The sequence below is a fragment of the Massilia rubra genome (assembly GCF_011682065.1).
Lineage (GTDB): Bacteria > Pseudomonadota > Gammaproteobacteria > Burkholderiales > Burkholderiaceae_D > Telluria_A > Telluria_A rubra.
This window is the reverse complement of record NZ_VUYU01000002.1, coordinates 349,174-365,416: the sequence shown is the minus strand read 5'-3', so window position 1 is coordinate 365,416 and position 16,243 is coordinate 349,174. Positions and strand designations below refer to the sequence as shown.

The window sequence follows — 16,243 nt, the reverse complement described above, 5'->3', positions numbered from 1 at the left end:
ATGTACAAGCGCAATGCCGCAAAATAGAATATGATGATCGTCATTCGAAATGAACCAAGCCAGCCTTTTCCAGCTCGACGCTGCTCGTCAACGTTTTGATACATATATGATGATCATCATAATTAGAGCCAATGCTGGACCCCACTACCGAGAAATTGCCATGAAGATTGGAATCATATGAAAGCATTCATTCTCGAAGCCTATTCAAGAAAAGGCACGCTGCGTCAGGCCGAGGTGGCGGAACCGGTGGTGGGCGCCGACGATGTGCTGGTGCAGGTCCACGCCACCGCCGTCAACGTGCTCGACGCCAAGATCAAGACCGGCGAATTCAAGCTGGTCCTGCCTTACCGGCTGCCGCAGATCATGGGTAACGATGTCGCCGGCGTGGTGGTTAGGGTCGGCCCGGGCGTGCGCCGCTTCAAGGTCGGCGACGAAGTCTACGCCCGGCCCGGCAAGGACCGCATCGGCACGTTTGCCGAGTACATCGCCATGAACGAAAGCGATGTCGCGCTCAAGCCGGCAACGCTGAACATGGAAGAAGCGGCGTCGATTCCGCTGGTCGGCCTGACCGCCTGGCAGGCGCTGGTCGAAAAAGCCGGTCTGAAAAAGGGGCAGAAAGTGTTCATCCAGGCCGGCGCCGGCGGAGTTGGCACGTTTGCCATCCAGTTAGCCAAGCACCTGGGCGCGACGGTCGCCACCACCGCCAGCGGCGCCAATATCGAGATGGTCAAGCGGCTCGGCGCCGACATCGTGATCGACTACAAGAACGAGGACTTCGAGGATGTCTTGCGCGACTACGATGTAGTGCTCAACAGCCAGGATGCAGCCACGCTCGAAAAATCGTTGCGCGTACTCAAACCGGGCGGCAAGCTCATTTCCATCTCCGGGCCGCCCGATCCCGACTTTGCCGTCCAACTGGGCCTGCCCTGGTTCGTGAAGATGGTGATGATGGTGCTCAGTCATGGCGCGCGCAAGAAAGCGAAGAAGCTCGGCGTTGGCTACTCCTTCCTCTTCATGCGGGCCGAGGGCAAGCAGCTGGGCCAGATTGCCAGCCTGATCGACGCCGGCGCCATCCGTCCTGTGATCGACCGCGTGTTCCCGTTCGCCGACACCAACGCGGCACTCGATTACGTGGAGGCCGGGCGGGCCAAGGGCAAGGTCGTCATCAAGGTCAAGTAAGTCAGGCCCCGGGCGGCGCGTCGTGGCGGGCGCGCGAGTCGGGCGGTGCTTCGGCTCGCTCATCCATCCCGTAGTCGCGCAGGACCGCCGCTACCCGCAAGCGGTAATCGGCAAAAATGAAGGCGCGCCCCTGCTCCTGGGTTGCGCGGTGCAAGCCGTGGTTGCGCCAGGCGCGCACGGCGTCTTCATCGCGCCAGAACGACAGCGACAGGATTTTGCCGGGCGTTGCCAGGCTCTGGAAGCGCTCGATCGACACGAAGCCATCCATCTGCTCCAGATGCCCGCGCAAGGTGGCGGCGGCGTCCAGGTAAGCCTGGCGCTGGTCGTCGTGCGGAACGACCTCGAAGATCACGGCGATCATTGCGCCGCGCGCTGGAAGGCGCCTTCGACCACTTCGGTGAAGGTGCGCTCTTCGCGCAGGATGAAGCGCTTTTCCTGGGCCATGGCGAAGTTGGCGCGGCTCTCGGGATCGATGCGCAGGCGCGCGCGGTAGGCCTCGTACGCGGCAAGGCTGTCGAAGCCGACCAGGCCCCAGGCTTCGTAATTGGTCCCTTCGAGCGGGAGGAAGTATCCGATCAGATTACCGCCGCAGCGTGGAATGATGCGGCCCCAGTTCTCGGCATACGCGCGGAAGGCCTCGCGCTGGAACGGATCGATTTCGTAACGGATGAAGCAAGCGATGGTCATGGTGGTCCTCGGTTGGGTGAAGACCTGACTATAACGGCACGCCGCATGTCGATGGTTCGGCCTGGGACGAACCATCGACATGCGCACTTACTTAGAGAGCCTCGTCCCAGAGGGAGACGTCGTGCGCGACAAAGGTGACCGCATTACCCGGGTCGGGCCACGCGCCATTCATTTCCGCTTCGGACAAGCAGAAACAGGCTTCGCCGGCCGTGATGAAGGCGTAGCGTTGCGCACCAGGGTTGCCCGATTGGCTTTCGACGATGCCGGTGACCTTGAAGGAACCGGCTGTGTCCTGCGCTTCCACCGCGTTCAATGCCGGCTGATCGAGCACGCCGAACTGCGTGACCGAACCCTGGCAGATCTCCACGATGAACTCCTGGCCCAGACAGTCTTCGGCGCGTTCGAGCGCCGGAACCAGGCGGGCGATGCCGCTGAACGCGGCGCTGCGGAAGTGGACCGCGAAACTCGGTTGAGGGCTGTAGCCGATCGGGCGCATGGATGCGCTGTCGATTTCTTCGATTGTTACGTTCATTGAGATGCTCCGGTTTCAGTTTCAGTTTCAGTTTCAGTTTCAGTTTCAGTTTCAGGTAAGGGTAAGGTTAAGCGTAAGCGTAAGCGTTAGCCGTTAACCGCAAAACCGTCATTCCCGCGCAGGCGGGAATCCAAGGCACGTAGCTCAGCGTAGTGGCCTTGGATTCCCGCCTACGCGGGAATGACGGTTTTAAGGGTGGTGGTCGCGTTGAACGTTCTACGTTTTACCTTCTAAGTTTTACCTTCTAAGTTTTACCTTCCAAGTTTTACGTTCTACGTTCCACATCCACTTTGGCTTAGCCCACCCACTTGCGCGCATTGCGGAACATGCGCATCCACGGCGAATCCTCGCCCCACGACTCCGGATGGTACGACTGCTGCACCGACCGGAACACGCGCTCGGCATGCGGCATCAACACACTGAAACGCCCGTCCGCCGTCGTCACCGACGTCAATCCCTGCGGCGAGCCGTTCGGGTTGAACGGATAGGCTTCCGTCGCCGCGCCACGGTTGTCGACAAAGCGCATCGCCTTGACCACCGCGTCGATATCGCCCGTCTGCGAGAAGTCGGCAAAACCCTCGCCGTGGGCAATCGCAATCGCCGCCTGCGTACCGGCCATCCCGCCAAAGAAGATCGACGGCGAATCAAGCACTTCGACCATCGCAAAGCGCGCTTCGAACTGCTCCGATTTATTGCGCGTGAACTTCGGCCACGCGTGCGCACCCGGAATGATCGATTTCAGGTTGCTCATCATCTGGCAACCGTTGCACACGCCCAGCCCGAACGTGTCGCCACGACCGAAGAAGCGCGCGAACTGTTCCGCCAACTGCGCGTTGAACAAAATCGTCTTGGCCCAGCCTTCGCCCGCACCGAGCACGTCGCCATACGAAAAACCCCCGACGGCGATGATGCCCTGGAAGTCGTCCAGTTTGGCGCGGCCGGCAATCAGGTCGCTCATGTGCACATCGACCGCCGCAAATCCGGCCTGGTGCATCACCCATGCGGTTTCGATGTGCGAATTGACGCCCTGCTCGCGCAGGATCGCCACGCGCGGACGCACGCCGGTCGCCACGAACGGCGCGGCGATGTTCTCGCTCGGGTCGAACGTCAGCTTCGGCGTGATCCCCGGATCGGTTTCGTCCAGCAGGCGATCGTATTCGGCATCGGCGCATGCCGGGTTGTCGCGCAGGCGCGCGATGCGCCAGCTGGTGTCGCTCCACACGCGGTGCAGCGCGCTGCGCGCCTCGGTATAAATCACCTTGGCGTCGCGCGTGAATTCGATCACGCCACGCTCGTTCGGCTTGCCGATGATATGGCTGCATGCACCGAGGTTATGCTCGCGCAGCACGTTCATCACGGCCGATTTTTCATCGGCGCGCACCTGGATCACGGCGCCCAGCTCCTCGTTGAACAAGGCGCCCAGGGTTTGCTCGTTGCGCCGTTCGGCCACCTGGCCCGCCCAGTTCTTGGCGTCGCCCCAGTCGGCGCCATGGCCGGCCTCTAAAGTGAGGATGTCGAGGTTGACCGACAAGCCGCTGCGGCCCGCGAACGCCATCTCGCACAGCGTCGCAAACAGGCCGCCGTCGGAACGGTCGTGGTACGCGAGCAGCTTGCCGTCGGCGTTCAATTGCTGGATCGCGGCGAAGAAGCCTTTCAGGTCGTCGGCGCTGTCCACGTCCGGCGTCTCGTTGCCGAGCTGCTGGATCACCAGCGACAGCGCCGAAGCGCCGAGGCGGTTCTTGCCGCGTCCCAGGTCGATCAGGATCAGCGCCGTCTCGCCGGCATCCATCTGGATCTGCGGCGTGAGCGAACGGCGCACGTCATACACCGGCGCAAACGAAGAGACGATCAGCGACACCGGCGAGACCACCGCCTTGGCCGCGTCTTCATCGCGCCAGGTGGTGCGCATCGACAGCGAATCCTTGCCGACCGGGATACTGATTCCCAGCGCCGGGCACAGTTCCATGCCGACCGCCTTCACGGTGTCGAACAGCGCGGCATCCTGCCCCGGCTGGCCGCACGCGGCCATCCAGTTGGCCGACAGTTTGATGTCGGAGATGTCGCGGATCGGCGCGGCGGCGATGTTGGTCACCGCTTCGCCCACCGCCATGCGGCCCGACGCGGCGGCGTTAATCACCGCCAGCGGGGTGCGTTCGCCCATCGCCATCGCTTCGCCAAGGTAGCCTTCGAAGCTCATGGCGGTGACGGCGCAATCGGCCACCGGCACCTGCCACGGGCCGACCATCTGGTCGCGCACCGTGGTGCCGCCCACCGTGCGGTCGCCAATCGTGATCAGGAACGACTTGTCGGCCACCGCAGGCAGCAGCAGCACGCGTTTGGCGACGTCCGCCAGATCGAGCCCGGTCAGGTCGAGCGCCGGGAATTTATTATGCACGTGGGTGACGTTGCGCAGCATCTTGGGCGGCTTGCCGAGCAAGACGTTCATCGGCATGTCGACCGGCGAGTTGCCCAGTTCCGGATCGATCAGCTTGAGCTGGCGTTCTTCGGTGGCCACGCCGACGGCGGCGAACAGGCAGCGCTCGCGCTCGCACATGGCGGCGAACAGCGGCAGGCTTTCCGGCGCAATGGCCAGCACGTAGCGTTCCTGCGATTCATTGGACCAGATTTCTTTCGGCGCCATGCCGCTTTCTTCGAGCGGCACTTTGCGCAAGTCGAAAATCGCGCCGCGCTTGGCGTCGTTGGTGATTTCCGGGAAAGCGTTCGACAAGCCGCCCGCGCCCACATCGTGGATCGAGATGATCGGATTGTCGGCGCCCATCTGCCAGCACGCGTTGATGACTTCCTGCGCGCGCCGTTCCATCTCCGGATTGCCGCGCTGGACCGAGTCGAAGTCCAGGTCGGCCGTGTTGGTGCCGGTCGCCATCGACGACGCGGCGCTGCCGCCCATCCCGATGCGCATGCCCGGACCACCCAGCTGGATCAGCAGGCTGCCAACCGGGATGTCGTTCTTGTGCGTGTGCTGGCCCGAGATATTGCCGATGCCGCCGGCGATCATGATCGGCTTGTGGTAGCCGAACACCGCGTCGGGCAGGCCGGCGCTCAGGGCGCCCACATTCTGTTCGTAGGTGCGGAAGTAGCCGCCCAACACAGGGCGTCCGAATTCGTTGCTGAACGCGGCGCCGCCGAGCGGGCCTTCGATCATGATCTGCAAGGGCGAAGCGATGCGGTCAGGCTTGCCGTAGGCCGCCGCCTCGGCGCGCTGGCCGACTGGCTGGGTGACGTTGGCCGCGTTTTCCCATGGACGCACGGCGTCCGGGATCATCAGGTTCGACACCGTAAAGCCGGTCAGGCCGGCTTTCGGCTTGGCGCCGCGCCCGGTCGCGCCTTCGTCGCGGATCTCGCCGCCCGCGCCGGTGGAGGCACCGGGGAATGGCGAAATCGCGGTCGGGTGATTGTGCGTCTCGACCTTCATGAGGGTGTGCGTCAGTTCCGTCGACGGGGCGTATTCGTGCCCGGCGCCGCGCGGATAGAAGCGCATCACGGTCGCGCCTTCCATGATCGACGAGTTGTCGCTGTAGGCGACGATGGTCCCCTTCGGCTGCAACTCGTGGGTGTTCTTGATCATCTGGAACAGCGTCTTGAGCTGCGAGATGCCGTCGACGATCCAGTCGGCGTTGAAGATCTTGTGGCGGCAGTGTTCACTGTTTGCCTGCGCGAACATCATCAGTTCGACGTCGGTCGGGTTGCGCCCGGCCGTGCTGAATGCCTGGAACAGGTAATCGATTTCGTCGTCCGACATGGCCAGGCCAAGTTCGGTGTTGGCTTTTTCCAGCGCGTGCCTGCCGGCGCCGATCACGTCGACCGATTCCAGTGGCCGCGCTTCGAGTTCGCGGAACAGGTCGGAGGCCTGGTCGGCATTGCGCAACACGCTCTCGGTCATGCGGTCGTGCAGCAGCGCTGCGACAGCCTCGGTTTCAGCGTCCGTCAGCTTTTTGGCCGCGCCGATGCTCGAACCGAGCAGGCCCGTTTTCAGGCTGATCGAAAAGGCGATCCCGCGCTCGATCCGGTGCACATGCGCCATGCCGCAGTTGTGCGCGATATCGGTCGCTTTCGAAGCCCATGGCGAGATGGTGCCCAGGCGCGGAATGACGAAGAATTCTTCCGTCACGCCCTCGCGCGGACTTGCCGCGGCCGGTTCGCCGTAGGTCAGCATCGCGTCCAGGCGCGACGTGTCCTCGGCCGACAACGCGGCGCTGGTATCGATAAAGTGATAAAAACGCGCCTGGACCGCCGTAATCGCCGGGGCGACAGCTTGCAATTGGCTCAGGAGGCGTTGGCTGCGAAATACGGACAGGGCATTGGAACCCGGTAGTATCAACATGGTTGGAAGGTGGTTGATGCAGCGAGGCTGCGGGGTTAAAGGTAATGAAGGCACGAAACTGGGCAGGGCTGGAATCCTTTAGGCCGACATTATACCGTGTTGCTACCCTGGCAGCGCGGCGTATTCGCCTCACCGCCATTGCGTGACAGTTGCCGACGGCGTCGGGATTAGCGTATCGTAGGGTTTCAAGAGTTTCCCGCACGAACCGTTAATAGGTGTACCCCCCGCTCAAGGGGGCACGAAAGTGAACAGATGCAAGATAACAGCAACTTGTCGGTGTTGGTGATCGACCCGAATCCGGGCATGCGCGGCAGCCTGCAAAACATGCTGGTGCAGTCGAGCATCACCAAGATCGACTTCGCCGTCAACGCCAGCACCGCCATCAAGCAAGTCGACAAGCGCAAGTACGACCTGATCCTGTGCGAGTACGATTTAGAGGGCGGCGGCGCCGAGAGCGGCCAGGATGGCCAGCAGTTGCTGGAAGACATGCGCCATCACAAGCTGATCGGCCTCGGTACCATTTTTATCATGATTACCTCTGAAGGCGTCTACAGCAAGGTGGTCAGCGCCGCCGAACTGACTCCGACCGACTACATCCTCAAGCCGTTCACGGTGGACACGCTCAGCGTGCGCATCAACCGCGCCATCGAGCGCCGCGCGGTGTTCCTGCCGACCTATCAGCTGATCGGCCAGGGCAACCTGCGCGAGGCGATCAAGTCGGCGGCGGCCGGCGAAGCGTCGCACCCGCGCCATGTGGCCGATTTTGCCCGCCTGCGCGCCGACATGCATGTGACGCTCGGCGAGTTGCCCCAGGCCGAGGATATCTACAGCGGCATCCTGGCCAGCAAGTCGATCGGCTGGGCCAGCCTGGGCCTGGCGCGCGTGCTGTTTGCGCAGGACAAGATCGAGGAAGCCGAGGTCGTTGTCACCAAGCTCATCGAAGACAATCCGAAGTTCATGGCCGCGTACGACCTGCTGGCCAAATGCCACGAAATGAACGGCGCCGCCTATCGCGCCCAGAAAACCCTGGAAGAAGCGGTGGCGATTTCGCCGCACATGGTGCGCCGCCTGCGCCGCCTGGGCGAGGTGGCGCTGGAAGCGGGCGACGTGGTGGTGGCCGAGAAATCGTTCAAACAGGTGGTATCGAAGTCCAAATACTCCGAATTTCGCGATCCGGAAGACCACGTCAATCTGGTCAAGACGCTGCTGAAAAAGGGGGACGCCAACCAGGCGGGCAGCGTCATCCGCGATATGGAAAAGTCACTGCGCGGCAATGCCGCGATCGACGCCTGCAAGGCCATTTCGGTGGCGCTGCTGCATGAATCGGCGGGCAATACCTCGGCGGCGGTGACGGAACTGAACGCGGCGGTGGCGGCGGTGCGGCTGTCCAAGGGCTTATCGAGCGACTTCAAGATTGGCCTGGCGCGCACATGCCTGTCGAACCGGCTCGATAACGCGGCGGCGGAAGTGATGCTCACGGTGATGAACGATGTCGACAGCAAGGTGTCGATGCAGGATGCGATGAGCGTGTTCGTCAAGGCCGGCCGCCCCGACCTGGCCGAAGGCATGAACTCGCGCCTGATGACCCAGGTGCAGGAATTGCTCGACCTGGCCGCCGAAAAAGGCAATATGGGCGACGTCAAGGGCGCGGTGCAGACCCTGCTCGAAGCGCAGCACATGGCGCCCAAGAACGTGCAGGTCATGGTGGCGCTGGCCAAGGCGATCTTGCGCCAGCTCGAAGACCTGGGCTGGGATCATCCGCTGGCCGAAGTGTGCATCAGCCAGCTCGAAGCCGTGCGCAAGATCGATCCGGGCAATCCTCTGTTGCCGGGGCTGACCGAGGATTACCACGGCGCCCAGCGCAAGTACGGGATTTCGAGCTGATGCGCTTCCCACGCCGGCGCGCATGCGAACCGGATCCCGCTCTTCACTTCCACATCGTCGACTCGTGATTTCAAGCCAACTGCTGTTTTTCATTAGCGCGCTCGGCGCGGTCAACGGGATTTTCCTGGCCTGCTACCAGTTCAGCCGCCGATCGCATCGCCTCACCAACAGCATGTTGGGCGCATTGCTGCTGGCGATCGGGTTTCGTACTGCAAAGTCGACTTTTTACTACTTCAATCCCGCTATCGCCGTCGAGATCCTGCAGGCCGGCATATCGGCTTGCCTGCTGATCGGTCCATTATCCTATCTGTATGTGCATTGCCATCTCGCGGACCTGGCACAGCGTGCCGTCGGCAAGCACTGGCGCACGCATCTTTTGCTGGCGCTATGTGCGATCGGCATTGGCATCATCTTTCCCTATTCCCGCTACCCGCATATCTGGCGTTATTCGATTCTTGCTGTACATGCTTACTGGTTGTTCTATCTGTTATTGGCCGGCAAACAGCTGTGGCAATCGCGCGACTTGCTGCTCGGCGCCGGCGGACGGATATCACGTCAAAATTATCTCGCTCTCAGCGTTTATGTCAGCAGTTTCCTGATCCTCGTGGCCTATGCCACCACGCCGTTCACCTCGTATATTGTCGGGGCGATTTCGTTCACCGTGTCGATGCATATCAGCATCCTGATCTTCGTCCTGCAAAAAGACGCGCGGGTGGAGACCGCCAAAAAGGAGAAATATCAGAATCGACAGCTGGCGGACGAGGATGCCCGCGCACTGCTCGATTCGCTGGACCGGGCGATTTCCGAACAGCGGCTGTACTTGAATCCAAACCTGAGCCTGCCGCTATTGGCCAAGAAAGTCGGCTATCTGCAAACGACCGTATCCCAGGCGATTAATGAAAAACTGGACAAGAGTTTCAATCTTTATATCAACGAGTTTCGCATTCAATACGCCAAGCAGTTATTGACCGATGAGTCCCATTTGACCATGGAACTCGTTGCGGAACGTAGCGGATTCAACTCCAACTCGACATTTTTTGCGGCGTTCAAGAAGATCGCCGGCCAAACACCGGCAAGCTATCGCGCCGCATCCGCGGCCCGGCATGCTTCATCATCGCCCGACCACCAGCTCGGCATCCCTTCCTGACCCCTCCCGTTTGCCGGCCGATTTTTCGCGGCTCACCGGCGCATTCGCCGGGCCTCCCACCGCCGCCACGCTGCGGAATCATGTATCCGGAGTCCCGGATCATGGCTTGCGACAGCAGGCCACCACGTTCGCCCTATCCTACCGTTCGGCATGGCGCACAGCAGCGCACCTGCCGGACAACCGTATCTACCTTCGGTAATAGGTATTTGTAGGACTTTGGGATAAATGTATGCGTCAACACTTCTTCTTGCGCGCCCTGCTCGGCGCCTGTCTTCTGTTTTGCCTGTCCGGGCGGGCGACGGCAATCGCCGCGCCGGGCGATACCGAACAAATCCGCGAAACCTTAACCGACTACATGGAAGGGACGGCAAATGGCGAACCCGAACGCCTAAGACGCGCCTTTCACCCGGACTTCAATCTGTATGCGGTCACCGAAGCCGGTACATTGCTAGTTCGTTCTGGCGGCAAATATATCGCGGACATAAAACCGGGAAACAAGATCAACCGGATCGGGCGCATCCTGTCGATCGACGTCGAAAACAATGCGGCAAGCGCGAAAGTCGAAATCGCGATGCCCAACTTCAGGATATATACCGATTACTTCATGCTGCTGAAATATGAAGGCGGCTGGAAGATCGTGCACAAGAGTTACACCTGGAAGGAAGCTTCCAAAAGCAAAGACAAGGTCTTGTTCATCACCTCGAATCAACACACCTACGGCAATACCAAGTTGAATGCGTCAAACCACTTTGAAGAAATCGTCATCGCCTATGACATTTTCAGGAAGAGCGGCCTGGTCGTGGATTTTGTCAGCCCCAACGGTGGAGCGATTCCCGTGGGCTATGTCGACACATCCAACCAGACGCAAAAGGACTACCTGTACGACGCCGGTTTCATGAATCTGCTGAAGAATACCTTCAAGCCCGCACAGGTCGATCCGAACGACTACAAGGCGATCTACTACAGCGGAGGCGGCGCGGCCATGTTCGGCGTCGCCGAGAACACGGCCATTCAACGCATCGCGCTCAAGATTCACGACAATGGCGGTGTGATATCGGCTGTCTGCCATGGCACTGCCGGCATCGTGAACCTGAAAAACAGTGCCGGCGCCTCCATTTTTTCAAACAGGAAAATTACCGGCTTCCCCGACATGTTCGAAAATACCGCAGCCGACTATTACAAGACCTTCCCTTTTTCCATCGGCAAGGAAATCGCCAGGCAAGGCGGGAATTTTGTCCATTCAAAGCGCTTCGGCGACAATTTTCATGTGGTCGACGGCAACTTCATAACAGGGCAAGACCCCTCTTCCACTGCGTCGGTCGCGCGGAAAGTCATTGAGACCATTCAGAAAATGCACTGACAGCGGCCTGACTGCGCAGCCTGACCATTCGAATTCACAGGAAGACATCGACATGAGCGAAAATTTTTCACCAACAAACTATCTGATCGCCGGCTGCCTCGCACTATGCCCGTTGACGGCCAACGCCAGCAATCTTGCAGAGACCGCGCATGGGCAAGCCATCGCCAAGGTGCTCAGCGAGTATGGAGGGCCGGGCAAGCCTGCGTTAGCCATCACCCTTTTGCAAGATGGAAAGGTCATTTACGAGAACGCCTTCGGGAATGCCAATCTTGAATACAAGGTGGCGGCGACGGTCGATACGAAATTTCAAGTCGATTCACTGGCATGGGAATTCATCGCCGCCGCTATCCTGACGCTGGAAGATCGAGGGCAGCTGGCACTGACCGACGACATCAGGAAATACCTGCCGCAAATACCTGACTTCGGCAAGAAAATATCCATCAACCATTTACTGAGCTCCACCGATGGTCTGTACGGATATCGGGTCATGAAGTCCCTGGGTGGGTGGGAATCGACAGAGCCGGAACGCTACGAGACCATTTTGCCATTCATAAAAGGACAAAAAGCACTTAACTTCAACCCTGGAGAAGCATTTTCGCCCGGTGGCGACACCAGGTTCGTCCTGTTAATGAAAATTGTGGAGCGCGTGTCGGGGCAAGCCTTCGAAACTTACATGAAGGAGAACATATTTTCACCTCTCAACATGTCGAACACGCTGTTTCTAACCGAAAATTCCGAACCGGTGAGCAACGTGGCGGTACCGTACCTTGCCGACGCCAAGGGAGCGTACAAAACCACCCACGCAGGCGGCAAAGCGGCAGGACCGATCGATCTTTACACAACGATCCGCGATCTTTCACTCTGGAGGGTGGCCATGTCGGCGCCAGCGCCGGGCAAAAAATCGCTGGCGGACAGATTGAATGCGCCTGTCAGGCTAGATGCCGGAAACGTGGTCAGGGATATTTCCGGTATTTCCACATATGGGCAGCTGCATGCGGGCATGGAAAGAGGCATTTCCAAGTTCTATCGAACGGGAAATTCTGGCGGGTACGCCAGTTCGATCTTTCATTTTCCCGAGCAGAATGTCACGGCGATTGCGCTCAGTTCCGGCCTGGCCTATAACGGAAATTATGCGATGCGGATCGCCTCCGTTGTGCTGAAAAACCATTTCACCGAACCGGAGACGATCGACTATGCGGGCATCGCAGCTGCCAAGGTGCGTCCCGAACTGCTGCGGAAATACGCGGGAAACTATTGGAACCGCCTGCGCGCCATTTCCGCAAAAGTTCACGTCAAAGACGGTGTCTTACATTACAGCAGGACGGAAGGCTCGGACGGACGCGCCGCGATCCCGCTAAGCGACTCGGTTTTTCAGCTGAAAATCGACGGCGACGACAAATATACGATCAAGTTTGTGGATAAGAAAGAAGGCCGGGACATGCACTTCATCATGGCAAACAGCGATCCGCTTGTTTTCGAGTCGTACACACCCGTTTCCTACCCGGAAAGCGCCTTGGCACAGTTCGCCGGCACATTCTACTGCAAGGAACTCGACTCTTCCTTTGTACTGGAGACGCGTGGCGGACTCCTGACTGCCAGAAACCTACGTGTTGGCACGGTCGTTTTCAAGCCCATTACGGCCGACCTCTTTTCCGGCAATAAGGACTTCATGGGGAGTATCAAATTCAATCGAGGCAATGGCAATGAGGTTACCGGATTCCAGATCGCGGTCGACGAGGTCCGGGGTCTGGCGTTCACGAAAATCCCCATTGGCGACGATGGCACACTGCGTCATCGTTGAGCCGTCAAGGCCGATCCGCCGAAGCGCGCCTCCAGCTGCGCCAGCAGTTCGTCGCGCGTATTGTCCAGCACGTCGGCGCACTCGATGTCGGGGAAGGGGTCAGTGCCGTTCGAGCGGCTGTTCTGGCGCGCGGAACACGCGCTGACAGGTGCGGACCGCGTCGGCGATCATGGCGTCCCCGTCATCGATACGAAGCAGCTCGCCTGGCTCGCCGGGTGGTTTCGGCGAATGCCGGACCACCACGGTGCGGGTCATGGCGTCAATCGGATTCAAGTTCCGTGAGCAGGCGGCGCGCGGCATCGGCCGCCTCCAGGGTCTCGCCCGACGGCGAGCAGCTTAACCAGACCTCGTCCCACTCGTCGCCATCGCCGCTGTCGCCAAAGGTGGCGATGACAAGCCACACACGATTCGATTCTTTCGCGCCATCCGTACCAGGCAGTGCGACCGGCAAGTCGACGGCCCAGCCTTGTTCCCGGTACAGGCCGCGAAGGCAGACGTGGTCGGGGGCCGGATCGCCCGGGCCGAACTGCGCCACCAACTGCGCCGCAAGATCGTCATAGATGGCCTCCTGCGCCTCCACGCGCATGCTGCTCAAAAACTGGTATTCGCCGTTCACGCCTTCGTCGAGGTAGCTGCGAAACAGGCGGCGCACGGTCGAGGGGCCATGACACGTGGCGCGGTCGTAGCTGTCGTGGTCATCACCGTCATCCTCATCGTCATAGTCCTCGTCCCCGTCATCGTGCTCCCCGGCGGCCCAGACGTCGAACCCCGGGTCGCTGGCATGGCGCTGCAGTTTTTGCATGGTTTCGGCCAGCATGTCCCGCACCAGGCCGGGGAAAGCGGCGCGTGAATCGAGTTCGTCCAGGAAGGTCTCCGGAGCGGCTGCAAAAAAGACCGGCGGCATGGCCACCTCCGCCCGGGGGCGGCCCTGCCACACCAAACGTCCCGCGTGATCGTAGAGCGCGGCGAACTGGCCCGCGTCCCCATGCTCGCGCCGCCAGCGGTACGCCACGCGCGCGTCGCGGTCGAGCAGCACCACGCCATCGCGCCCAAGGAACGGCGCCAGCGGCGTATTCGTCTCCGGAAGCCACAGGGCGCCGTCGGACGACAATACTTCGATGACCTCTTTCGGCGCCGGCAGGAACACGCCGTCGGTGCGCACGAGGCCCCATATCAGGGAGCCGTCATCGATTCCGGTGGGATCTTCCGCAGCAGGGGATCCGTGGCCGATGGCAAACCCGTGCTCGGTGAAATCCGTTCCCCAATAGACATACGGCGTGTCGAGTTCGCTCCCGTCCGCCTTGAAGTACGTTTTTTCGCCATATTTGACGATTCCACAGCTCATCGTGGTGGACAGGTGGTAGGACTGATCCTTGAGCACATGCTTGCCGCTGGCATCCAGATAACCGAACTTGAAGCCCTTCTGAAGGCAAAATGCGAGGCCGTCGGCATTGAATTCGTCGATCCGGTCATGAAGCGGTGGCACAATCCAGTTGCCTGCCGTGTCGATCAGGCCGAACATTTTCGGCGCGCTCGCCGCCGGCGCCACGCCGTGGACGGAAAACCCGAGCGCATCGTCAAACTGCGCGGCGATGACCCACTGCCCATCGCGGCCGATGTAACCGGTCTTATCTTGTTCGTTCAAACGCACGGCGGCCAGGCCGTTCGCGGCGAATTGCCCGGCGTTGAAGAAGCTGCCGTCGAAGGCGAACTGGCCGCGCAGATCGATATAGCGCCACGCGGCCGCAGACACTTTCACCGCCGCCAGCCCGTGCGCAAACGCGCTCACCGCCTCATGCCTGGGTGCGATGACGCACTGGCCAAGCAGATTCATGTAGCCCCAGAGGCCGTTCTTGCGGAAGCGGGAAAGGCCATCGTCGCTGAACGTGCGCGCGTCGTCCAGATCGGGCGCCACCAGCCAGTCGCCGGTCGCGTTGATGTAGCCGCATGCAGCGTCGCCGGCCGAGGCGGCGGCGATCAGGCCGCCGCGTCCGTCGTCCCAGAACGGCCCCAGCACCTGGACCAGCGGTGGCTCCATGGCGCGCGCCACGCCCTCATGAATAACGAGCAGATCGTCATAGTCGTCGTCGGCTTGGAAATGATTTCGGATCAGGATGGGCTGGATCGGCATGATGGCGTGCGTGGGCGAGTCGGATTGTGCCGGCATTTTACCCGCAGCAACTACTCGACCTGAGTATGTCGATAACATTGATGCGGAATGTGCGGACATCTCGACGAGATGCCCGGCTGGAAATAATCACCCGCACTGCGGCGCGATGGCCGGCGACCGCAACGGCAATCGCCACCGGCTCGCCGTCAAAGAGTCCCGCTTGCCGGACAGCGCTTCAGCACTCGCGCGCCAGCCCCCCACTCTTGCACGGATCGGCATTGGCCGGCGTATGCAGCTTGAACGCCGGTTGATGCCCAGCTACCGGTTTCGCAGGGGCGGGTTTGGCCTTCACGGCAGGCTTGGCCGCTGGCTTGGCTGCCACTTTGGGCTTGACGCCAGCTTTTGCCGGAACGACGGCGAGCTTCTTTTTCGCAGCCGCTTTCGCTGGCGCCGGCGGCATGTTTTTCCTGGCCGCCGGCTTGACCGGCACCACAGGCGCTTTTGCCTTTGCGAGCGGCTTTTTCGTCGGAATCGCGGGCGCCCTGGCTTTCGCCACCGGCTTGGCCGCAGGCGCTTTTTTTACCACGGTGGCAGCCAGCGGATGCGCACGTGGGGGCGCCGGTTTCGGTTTCGGTTTCGGTACCGGTAGCGGCTTTTCCACATGCGCAATCTCGACCGGCTTGTTGACCACCGGCTTTTCCGGCTCCGGTGGCAAGACCACCAGCGGCGGTATCGGTTCCGGCGCCGGCGTGATCCGGCCCGGCGGCGGCGAGGTGTTGTCCGGCACGGGTTCGGTGACCACCGGAGCGAGCGCAGCCTTCGGCGGCGGCTTGGCCACCGGCTTGGGCGGCGCCGCCGGATCGACCTTGGCGCTCATCGCCACGGCATGCATGGCGTCGTCGAGCTTGCGTTCGGCATTGAACCATACTCCGCCGCCAATCAGGGCCGCCAGCGCAAGCGCGCCGCCGCCCCATGCCACCGCCGTGCCGATCCAGTTGTCCGCGGGCGGTTTTTCCTGCAGGATGCCCGACAGCGCCGGCGGCCCCTCGGGCTCGTCGGGCAGCAAGGACGGTACCGGCAGCTTCGCGGCAGGCGCCGGTGGCGCAGGATCGAACGTCGCATCGTCCGGTGTCAGGCTCGGCTCGACCCGCCGAGGTCCGTTTTGCTCATGTGATTCCAAAATCTAACCTTTATTGATCTG

At 61.1% G+C, this 16,243-nt stretch carries 12 protein-coding genes; 5 read left to right on the top strand and 7 right to left on the bottom strand.

Annotation, left to right across the window (positions count from 1 at the left end; translation table 11 throughout):
• Positions 1-177: 177 nt before the first annotated feature.
• On the top strand, positions 178-1,179 hold the full coding sequence (locus F0185_RS04260) for an NADP-dependent oxidoreductase (RefSeq protein ID WP_167221873.1): 1,002 nt from the start codon (positions 178-180) through the stop codon (positions 1,177-1,179).
• A 1-nt stretch (position 1,180) separates the two neighbouring features.
• Here the strand turns inward: F0185_RS04260 and F0185_RS04255 are convergent, their stop codons facing one another.
• The 4 genes from F0185_RS04255 to purL form a co-directional block, all read right to left on the bottom strand.
• Entirely contained in the window at positions 1,181-1,540 is a 360-nt protein-coding gene (locus tag F0185_RS04255) for an antibiotic biosynthesis monooxygenase family protein (protein ID WP_167221872.1), read from the bottom strand.
• Positions 1,537-1,866, bottom strand: a complete 330-nt coding sequence (locus tag F0185_RS04250; protein ID WP_167221870.1) for an NIPSNAP family protein — start codon at positions 1,864-1,866, stop codon at positions 1,537-1,539. The genes F0185_RS04255 and F0185_RS04250 overlap by 4 nt, the downstream gene beginning before the upstream one ends.
• A 91-nt stretch (positions 1,867-1,957) precedes the next feature.
• A complete protein-coding gene (locus F0185_RS04245; protein WP_167221868.1) occupies positions 1,958-2,398 on the bottom strand; it encodes a hypothetical protein in 441 nt (146 codons plus the stop codon).
• Between the two features lie 295 nt (positions 2,399-2,693).
• Positions 2,694-6,740, bottom strand: a complete 4,047-nt coding sequence (purL, locus tag F0185_RS04240; protein WP_167221866.1) for a phosphoribosylformylglycinamidine synthase — start codon at positions 6,738-6,740, stop codon at positions 2,694-2,696.
• A gap of 252 nt (positions 6,741-6,992) precedes the next feature.
• Here purL and F0185_RS04235 point away from each other — a divergent pair, with 252 nt between their 5' ends.
• The 4 genes from F0185_RS04235 to F0185_RS04220 all read left to right on the top strand — a co-directional run bounded on the left by F0185_RS04235 (position 6,993) and on the right by F0185_RS04220 (position 12,932).
• Positions 6,993-8,624: a tetratricopeptide repeat-containing response regulator gene (locus F0185_RS04235; protein ID WP_167221864.1), complete on the top strand. Its 1,632-nt coding sequence runs from the start codon at positions 6,993-6,995 to the stop codon at positions 8,622-8,624.
• A gap of 64 nt (positions 8,625-8,688) precedes the next feature.
• Positions 8,689-9,771, top strand: coding sequence for an AraC family transcriptional regulator (locus F0185_RS35295; protein WP_167221862.1), 1,083 nt, complete (start codon positions 8,689-8,691; stop codon positions 9,769-9,771).
• Positions 9,772-10,000: 229 nt separating this feature from the next.
• Entirely contained in the window at positions 10,001-11,131 is a 1,131-nt protein-coding gene (locus F0185_RS04225; protein WP_167221860.1) for a nuclear transport factor 2 family protein, read from the top strand.
• A 52-nt stretch (positions 11,132-11,183) separates the two neighbouring features.
• A complete protein-coding gene (locus tag F0185_RS04220; RefSeq protein WP_167221858.1) occupies positions 11,184-12,932 on the top strand; it encodes a serine hydrolase domain-containing protein in 1,749 nt (582 codons plus the stop codon).
• A gap of 99 nt (positions 12,933-13,031) precedes the next feature.
• On the opposite strand, the gene F0185_RS04215 is transcribed toward F0185_RS04220, so the two are convergent.
• The 3 genes from F0185_RS04215 to F0185_RS04205 all read right to left on the bottom strand — a co-directional run bounded on the left by F0185_RS04215 (position 13,032) and on the right by F0185_RS04205 (position 16,222).
• On the bottom strand, positions 13,032-13,187 hold the full coding sequence (locus F0185_RS04215) for a hypothetical protein (protein ID WP_167221856.1): 156 nt from the start codon (positions 13,185-13,187) through the stop codon (positions 13,032-13,034).
• Between the two features lie 4 nt (positions 13,188-13,191).
• On the bottom strand, positions 13,192-15,063 hold the full coding sequence (locus tag F0185_RS04210; protein WP_167221854.1) for a WG repeat-containing protein: 1,872 nt from the start codon (positions 15,061-15,063) through the stop codon (positions 13,192-13,194).
• Between the two features lie 214 nt (positions 15,064-15,277).
• The gene (locus tag F0185_RS04205; RefSeq protein WP_167221852.1) at positions 15,278-16,222 is read right to left on the bottom strand and encodes a hypothetical protein; all 945 of its coding nucleotides are present in this window, start codon (positions 16,220-16,222) and stop codon (positions 15,278-15,280) included.
• Positions 16,223-16,243 lie beyond the last annotated feature (21 nt).